Below are 6,705 nucleotides of genomic sequence, written 5' to 3'. Positions count from 1 at the left end.
ACCCCGCTTAGGGGCAATAACACGTGGGCTAAAATTTGGAGCGAAGCGACCCAGCCCACGTGTTATTGTCCCAGGGAGCTTGCGACCGACTACAGCGGTTTGTTAGGTAACCTTACCCAAAAATAGCAGTGAAGCACAATATGGAAAATACCAATAACAAGTGGTGAGTAGAATAAATAAACAACCAACGGATGAAAGCTTAGGTAAAGCGCTGAGGTTGGGCCCGCTGTTCCAAGATAGATGATTGTTGCCAAAGACAACACGCCAGCTAGGAGAAAAAGAAGTCGTTTAACGAACGAGATATAAGGTCCCCAGCAGAGAGATGTAAGAGCAATAAAACCCAGAAGACCACCACAACTAAGAAGTGTACAAATAATAGCAACAAGATAATTACCTTCGCTTATTGCTGCGAACCCCATCAGAAATACAAATGCGGATAGAAAAGTAAGTATAAGAGCAGGCAACCAAGCAAAAATGGTTGTGATGCCAATTACTATTTCTCGGTAAAACATCTGTGGTTACCTAACGGCCCGCATAACGGGCAAAAATACGTTGGCTATAATACCGAGCGAAGCGAAGGGAGCCTACGTGTTTTTGTCCCAGCGAGCTTGCAAGCGAGTTTATGCGATTGTTATGTTCACTTTGCTAAAAATTCCTCAAGAATTTGCATAGTGGGTGTAGTCTTTGAGACCCATTCTCCGTTTTCCATAACCTGCATTGTTTCATTGAAGCCACCTTGAGAATTAAAGTAATCAGCGACTTCTGCATAAAAGTCATGGATAACTTGATCTTCCCGTTCACTCGTAGGTGGTAGTCTAAAGGCGTCAGTAATTAGAACTTTGTGAGATACATGGCCTCTTAGAGCTAATCTCGCTTTCTCAATTTCTCCACTCTCGATATGCCTTAATGCGTACAGCATAAATCTGCCGTTATCTACGTGTTCTTTGGTGTAGCTAGCAGAGTCTAGCGAAGTGGTTAAATAGAATGAAGAGAAAAAGCCAAGGCTAAACACAACCATGGTGAAAAGACCGCCAAAAATTCCAATTAAAACTTTAGATTTCATAATCCATCCTTGTGAACATAACTTTTAAATAAGGGGCGCAGACATGTGGGCTACAATGCGAAGCAGCCCACGTGTTTGCGTCCCAGTGCGCGCTAGCGCACGACTTAATTTTTTTGTTATACACAAACCGTTTATTAACTGCCAGCATGTTGAAGAAAATAGGGTAAAAGCACTGAGCAAAACAACCAGTGATTGTAACTTTAGCAAGCTGCCAGAAAAGAGGGCAGCTTGAGTTGAAAAGCAGAGCTTTCAAGCACCCTTCGATGCTGACCAAAAACTAAAACGAACCCCAAAAGCTGCTGTAAAAAAGCGCAAAACTTTGGTCTGATTATTACTAAAAAATGGGTGGTGTATAACACCCGCATAACGGGCAAAAATACGTAGGCTACAATACCAAGCGAAGCGCAGGGAGCCTACGTTTTTTTGTCCCCGGCGAGCGCAGCGAGTGTTAATGCGCTTGTTATGTGCGTGCAGAAAGAAGCCTTTTGTTTTGCATCATTTTAAATAAAAAGTAGATGGTAATAATAGGACAAATAAACAGCGCTTTGTATGAAAAAGTGACTGGGTATGTATCTGGTAACCAGAGTCCGATAGCAATTGCAAAAAGAATCGAAGTAGTGCCTAAACAGCAGAAGATCAAAAGGGAATAGAGTGCAATTTTCAGCAGAGTGGAGGGCATTGGAAAAATTGCTTTTTCAATGAGCTTATACCCAGTAATGAAGAATACAATTGTTGCTAGATTTGCAAAAAATAGATCCATCTAAGAATTCTCTTTAGCACATAACACCCCAATAAGGGGCAGTTACTTGCCCGCGAAAATAGCGATAGCGCGGGCGAGTAACTGTCCCAGCGAACGTAGTGAGCGAGCTTGATTGGTTTGTTATATTCCATTACCCCACCCGATGTAAATACCAACAGCCAATGACAACGAACATTGAAAAGTATATTGCTAAAGCAAATTCTGTGAATTGTGAACCACTGATAACTCCGTAAGCTGAAATAGAGATAGTTGAAACAGTCATTAAACTTACTAAGTTAAACTTTCCCATTTTCTGCAGAATTAAACTTAGAGGTAAACCGAAAAAAAGAGTTGCTGGATAGGCAACAATAAGAGCAATGAAAGCCACAAATGGTACTAATTCAAAATTGCTACTATTAGCTTGCGGCTCAATAATTTTGAAAGCGAGCGCATATACAATTGTTGCAGGGATTACTGCTAGCGGTCCGAATATGCAAGCAAAAGCATTTTTTCTAAATGAGTCGCTGAACGTTTTCATGGAATATAACTTTCCAATAACGGGCGCAGACATGTGGGGCATAATGGCGCAGCCGCCCCGCGTGTATGCGTCCCAGCGAACGAAGTGAGTGACTTTATTTTTTTGTTATGTGCCATCGCTTGATACTTCCACGAAAAAACCACTAACTTTCTGACCTTTAATTTTTGCGCACCACCGTTTATAAAATGGATACGCTACTAAGGCCATCATAACGCCATTTACAACCGAAACTGCTGGTGTTGCTACTACTGAAATTAAATCGACTATGGTCGGTTCTCCGAAAAGCGCAATAATAAAAATGAGAACTCCAAATACTAATCCACCTATAAAATTGATGGTTGCAGATATTTTGATAAGTGACTTTAAGCTGAGTTGAGTATGAAAAATTCTAGTCATAGGTTTCTAGTTTTAAGTGGCACATAACACCCCACTAAGGGGCGATAACATATGGGCTAAAATTAGGAACGAAGTGACGCAGCCCATGTGTTAGCGTCCCAGCGAGCAGCGCGAGTGCCTTGAGTGGTTTGTTATGTACGTCCACAAACTTCCTAATTAACTTTGATGTTGCCTTTGCTTGCCTGTTGTACCGCAGTATAAGGAATGACAATAGTGTCTGCTGCTACCGAGAAAGCGGTGTCTATGACGAAAAACGGAACATTGCCGAATCTTGAGCCAACGTTTTCGACTCTGCTAGGTTCACCATATAACAAGCAGAAGTTATACATAAGACCACTATATATTCTTGGAATTTCTGAGCAGTAACTTTCTTTCCCACGGTGCTCGATTTGAACATGATTATTAACCGGGTCGATGGTTTTAACCGTTGCGCAAGAGAAACAAAGTGAAGACAGTAATAGAATAAAAATCCTTTTCAATTTAACAAATCCTTTTAAGTACATAACATTAAGCTAAGCGGCGCAGTTGCGTGGGGCATAATGGCGAAGCCGCCCCGCGTAAATGCGTCCGAGCGACCGAAGGGAGTGGTCTTAAGCGCCTTGTTATAAGCAAAGCCAGTTCCTTTGGTCTTTTTAAAAACTAATGAAGCCAGCATACGATTGATTGTTAACACAGACAAGAAAAACGACTGTGCATTGATGTTTTTGAATTGACTGAAGCTAGCCGCCATTTGAACTGTCAAACGCATTTGCGCTTATTGACGTTGAATAATACCTTGGCGATAAAGCGCCTAATGCGCAACCTTTGAATTGAAAGCGGCGGATTTAAACCTACCACAAGCCAGAGCGATGCTTATAAAAACAGGTGAGGGTAGTTTTATTGGGATTTTTATAAAGCCAAACGCAGTTTAGGCTGACGCCTTATAACTTTCCAATAACGGGCGCAGACATGTGGGGCATAATGGCGAAGCCGCCCCGCATGTCTGCGTCCCAGCGAACGTAGTGAGTGTGTTGATTGGGTTGTTATATGACAATGCTAAAATAACCTAAGACCAATAACCGTAGCACTTTAATTGAGGACTTTCTTTCTAAAAAAAAGAGTATAGCTAACCGTTAGCCAGTCATAGTTTACAGAAACAAGTTCCCAGCCTTTATTACCCATATTACCGCAGAGTTCTTCTAATTCTTTGAGCTTTGTGGAGCGCAGCTTGAATACCCCACCTACAGTTTTTACTTCGTATTTAAACCTATCCATATTTGAAAGCGACTCTTGTCTTATAACACCCGCATAACGGGCAAAAATACGTAGGCTATAATACTTAGCGAAGCGAAGGGAGCCTACGTGTTTTTGTCCCTAGCGAGCGTAGCGAGTGTTAATGCGTTTGTTAGTTGCCGTAAATTCAATAGGTGTGCTAACATTTGTGCGTACATTTCATAAGGAGTTTACCATGGATACCCGTATTCAGTTTAGAGTAGATGAAGAAACTAAACGGCTAGCTCAGTTAATGGCCGAAAGCCAAGGACGCACTTTAAGTGACGCTTGCAGAGAGCTTACGGAAGAACTTGCTGAACAGCAACGAAAAATAATTACTCATGATCAGTGGCTTACTGAAGAGGTTAATGCTGCGTTCAGTAAATTAGAGAGTGGGCAAAGTAAGTTCGTCAGTCATGAAGAAGCTAACTTGGACATGGAAGCTCGAAAAATGAAAATTAGGAATAAAGCCAAAAAATGATCTTATGGGAAAAAAGTTCGTTGGATGATCGTGAGGCTATTTTCGAGTTTTTATACGAATTTAACCCGTTAGCAGCAGAAAAAACTGATGCAATAATTGAGAATAAAGTTGAAAACTTGAACCAGCAACCTCTTATGGGAGTTGAGAGAGAGGGTATACCAGGAAGATTGTTAATAATTCCAGAGGTTTCAATGATTGTTTCATATTTCATAAAAGACGACATTATTCACATTCTTCGAGTTTTACACCAAAAGCAAAAATTTCCTGTAGGCAACTAACGCCCGCATAACGGGCAAAAATACGTAGGCTATAATACTGAGCGAAGCGAAGGGAGCCTACGTGTTTTTGTCCCTAGCGAGCGTAGCGAGTGTTAATGCGTTTGTTATGCCTTGCGCTAAATTTGATACGACACATAAATGCATAGAGTGCCAAAAATTAATAATGCCGCCGGAGCCAAAATTATATAGCCCCAGTGTTTTATCAACACTTTATCACCCAAGATTGATAGTTGTAATTTGTCATTTATATCAAAGAGCATTGTAAGTATGCTGGTATCGCAAACATAACTCGCAAGTCCAGAAGATGGATGATCGAAGCTGAGCTTTAAAACCTTCGCTCTACTAGAACGAGTTTCGGTACTCGCATTACGAAAGATTTTGTCTACAACAACAGCACTTACTGTTCTAGCCCGATACATAAACTGAATTCTATATAACAGCAAAATAGCTGAACCAACTAATAAAGATATTCCGATAGTTAAGCAATAAATCTTCATAATCTAATCATGGACATAACTTTCCAATAACGGGCGCAGACATGTGGGGCATAATGGCGAAGCCGCCCCGCGTGTATGCGTCCCAGCGAACGAAGTGAGTGTGTTGATTGGGTTGTTATATGACATGCTGATTAAACCCTTGAACCACCCCATAATTGCACTGTAGACATTAGCAAGATAGCCAATATAAGCCCAGAGACTAATGATACGCCGATGGGGATCAAGATAACTTGCCATAGTTTCAAAACCATAAAGCGCTTTAAAATGAACGAAAACAACACTATCGATATTACAACTGATGCTGGCTCTACTAAACCCGTTAAATAGGTAATTGAAGCTGAAAAAGCCTGCGTAATTAAAAATAAACCAGTAAGTAATATACTGCGCTTGTTTACATTTTCAGTCACTTTGAGTAGGTGGAGAACAATTCGAAAACCTATGAAATTTCCAAGAAGAAATGAAATCAAAAAGAAGACTGGAAACACAAAAGTACCTTTGTCATATAACGTTAAGCTAAGGGGCGGTAATGCTGCGCGAAAATAGCGAAGCTGCGCAGCGTTACCGTCCCAGGGAGCGGAGCGACCGCCTTAAGCGCCTTGTTATAAGCAAGGCTTTACGACCGAAGCTTGTTGACCAAACCATCTCGATTTTGGACCCAACTTAAACTTAAAACTTCATTATTCTTAAAGTTAATTGAAACTCTTGGAATGAAAAGAAAATTGGAAGTTTTTACACTTACAATATCACCCAATGGTTTAGCGATTTTATAACCAGTAATTTCGTTCTCAAACTTAAAACACCCTTTGCTAACAACAATTTTTTCTTGCTTCTTTTCCTTCAATGTTCTATTCCAAAATCTAAGGTGAGAAGCTGAGTATGCAAAAGCAGGTACTGCAAAAATAATGACAAAAACTGTATTTAGACCAAATTCTTTATGAATAATAAAAATTATGAGAGCCCAGAGCCAAAGACTTGGCAATAATATTTTGTGGTAGGCTTTGTAAGCTTTTTCATCAAATTTAAAGTGCAACTCTGCCCCCTTGTTTATAACGCTAAGCTTTGGGGCGCTAGCACGTGGGCTAAAATCCGAGCGAAGCGAGCCAGCCCACGTGTTAGCGTCCCAGCGACCGAAGGGAGTGCCAACAGCGTTTTGTTAGGCGTACAAAGAAAAGTACGCAGCTTTGCTGCCACCACTAGTCCGTTAGACCGCGTAATTAAATTATTGAATTTAAGATAAAACAACCCTGTTCGAAATGCCAGATGTTAACGATATTGCTGGATAAAAGAGCGAGTTTAGAAGACTGGAGATGCAGAATGTTGGCGTTGTGATGTTGATAAAAAGCGCGTTGCTAAAGTCGTTAAAATAACTGAGAAAGTTAGCTGTGAAGACAGCCTAGAGAAACAACCTTGATGCTTTAATGTCATGGTTTAACCTATTTTTTAATGCTGTAAGTAAATGACG

At 40.7% G+C, this 6,705-nt stretch carries 10 protein-coding genes; 2 read left to right on the top strand and 8 right to left on the bottom strand.

Annotated elements, in window-relative coordinates; all coding sequences use genetic code 11:
• Window positions 1-637 precede the first annotated feature (637 nt).
• The 7 genes from AC27KT_RS19615 to AC27KT_RS19585 all read right to left on the bottom strand — a co-directional run bounded on the left by AC27KT_RS19615 (window position 638) and on the right by AC27KT_RS19585 (window position 3,990).
• Window positions 638-1,063 carry a hypothetical protein gene (locus AC27KT_RS19615; protein ID WP_487132756.1) on the bottom strand — a complete coding sequence of 142 codons (426 nt, stop codon included), beginning with the start codon at window positions 1,061-1,063 and terminating at the stop codon, window positions 638-640.
• 460 nt (window positions 1,064-1,523) lie between these two features.
• Window positions 1,524-1,823 carry a hypothetical protein gene (locus tag AC27KT_RS19610; protein WP_487132754.1) on the bottom strand — a complete coding sequence of 100 codons (300 nt, stop codon included), beginning with the start codon at window positions 1,821-1,823 and terminating at the stop codon, window positions 1,524-1,526.
• A gap of 130 nt (window positions 1,824-1,953) precedes the next feature.
• A complete protein-coding gene (locus AC27KT_RS19605) occupies window positions 1,954-2,340 on the bottom strand; it encodes a hypothetical protein (RefSeq protein WP_487132753.1) in 387 nt (128 codons plus the stop codon).
• Between the two features lie 105 nt (window positions 2,341-2,445).
• Window positions 2,446-2,736, bottom strand: coding sequence for a hypothetical protein (locus tag AC27KT_RS19600; RefSeq protein ID WP_141152202.1), 291 nt, complete (start codon window positions 2,734-2,736; stop codon window positions 2,446-2,448).
• A gap of 152 nt (window positions 2,737-2,888) precedes the next feature.
• Window positions 2,889-3,215: a YceK/YidQ family lipoprotein gene (locus tag AC27KT_RS19595; RefSeq protein ID WP_487132751.1), complete on the bottom strand. Its 327-nt coding sequence runs from the start codon at window positions 3,213-3,215 to the stop codon at window positions 2,889-2,891.
• A 14-nt stretch (window positions 3,216-3,229) separates the two neighbouring features.
• Entirely contained in the window at window positions 3,230-3,484 is a 255-nt protein-coding gene (locus AC27KT_RS19590) for a hypothetical protein (RefSeq protein ID WP_487132749.1), read from the bottom strand.
• 320 nt (window positions 3,485-3,804) lie between these two features.
• Window positions 3,805-3,990 carry a hypothetical protein gene (locus AC27KT_RS19585; RefSeq protein WP_179982270.1) on the bottom strand — a complete coding sequence of 62 codons (186 nt, stop codon included), beginning with the start codon at window positions 3,988-3,990 and terminating at the stop codon, window positions 3,805-3,807.
• A gap of 193 nt (window positions 3,991-4,183) precedes the next feature.
• Between AC27KT_RS19585 and AC27KT_RS19580 the strand changes: the two genes are divergently transcribed.
• Entirely contained in the window at window positions 4,184-4,468 is a 285-nt protein-coding gene (locus AC27KT_RS19580; protein ID WP_487132746.1) for a type II toxin-antitoxin system TacA family antitoxin, read from the top strand.
• Window positions 4,465-4,746 (top strand): type II toxin-antitoxin system RelE/ParE family toxin, encoded by a 282-nt coding sequence (locus AC27KT_RS19575; RefSeq protein ID WP_487132744.1) that lies wholly within the window; start codon window positions 4,465-4,467, stop codon window positions 4,744-4,746. Before AC27KT_RS19580 ends, AC27KT_RS19575 begins: the two co-directional genes overlap by 4 nt.
• A 1,110-nt stretch (window positions 4,747-5,856) precedes the next feature.
• Here the strand turns inward: AC27KT_RS19575 and AC27KT_RS19570 are convergent.
• The gene (locus AC27KT_RS19570) at window positions 5,857-6,273 is read right to left on the bottom strand and encodes a hypothetical protein (RefSeq protein WP_334059186.1); all 417 of its coding nucleotides are present in this window, start codon (window positions 6,271-6,273) and stop codon (window positions 5,857-5,859) included.
• Window positions 6,274-6,705: the final 432 nt, after the last annotated feature.

It is taken from the genome of Alteromonas sp. 5NW40-0090, assembly GCF_057552975.1.
The sequence above is the reverse complement of the archived record's forward strand: the minus strand, read 5'-3'. Positions and strand labels throughout refer to the sequence as shown.

Excerpts from the sequence above, each read along its gene's own strand:
- AC27KT_RS19615 (WP_487132756.1), bottom strand. The coding sequence starts at position 1,063 with ATGAAATCTAAAGTTTTAATTGGAATTTTTGGCGGTCTTTTCACCATG.
- AC27KT_RS19610 (WP_487132754.1), bottom strand. The coding sequence starts at position 1,823 with ATGGATCTATTTTTTGCAAATCTAGCAACAATTGTATTCTTCATTACT.
- AC27KT_RS19605 (WP_487132753.1), bottom strand. The coding sequence starts at position 2,340 with ATGAAAACGTTCAGCGACTCATTTAGAAAAAATGCTTTTGCTTGCATA.
- AC27KT_RS19600 (WP_141152202.1), bottom strand. The coding sequence starts at position 2,736 with ATGACTAGAATTTTTCATACTCAACTCAGCTTAAAGTCACTTATCAAA.
- AC27KT_RS19590 (WP_487132749.1), bottom strand. The coding sequence starts at position 3,484 with ATGCGTTTGACAGTTCAAATGGCGGCTAGCTTCAGTCAATTCAAAAAC.
- AC27KT_RS19585 (WP_179982270.1), bottom strand. The coding sequence starts at position 3,990 with ATGGATAGGTTTAAATACGAAGTAAAAACTGTAGGTGGGGTATTCAAG.
- AC27KT_RS19580 (WP_487132746.1), top strand. The coding sequence starts at position 4,184 with ATGGATACCCGTATTCAGTTTAGAGTAGATGAAGAAACTAAACGGCTA.
- AC27KT_RS19575 (WP_487132744.1), top strand. The coding sequence starts at position 4,465 with ATGATCTTATGGGAAAAAAGTTCGTTGGATGATCGTGAGGCTATTTTC.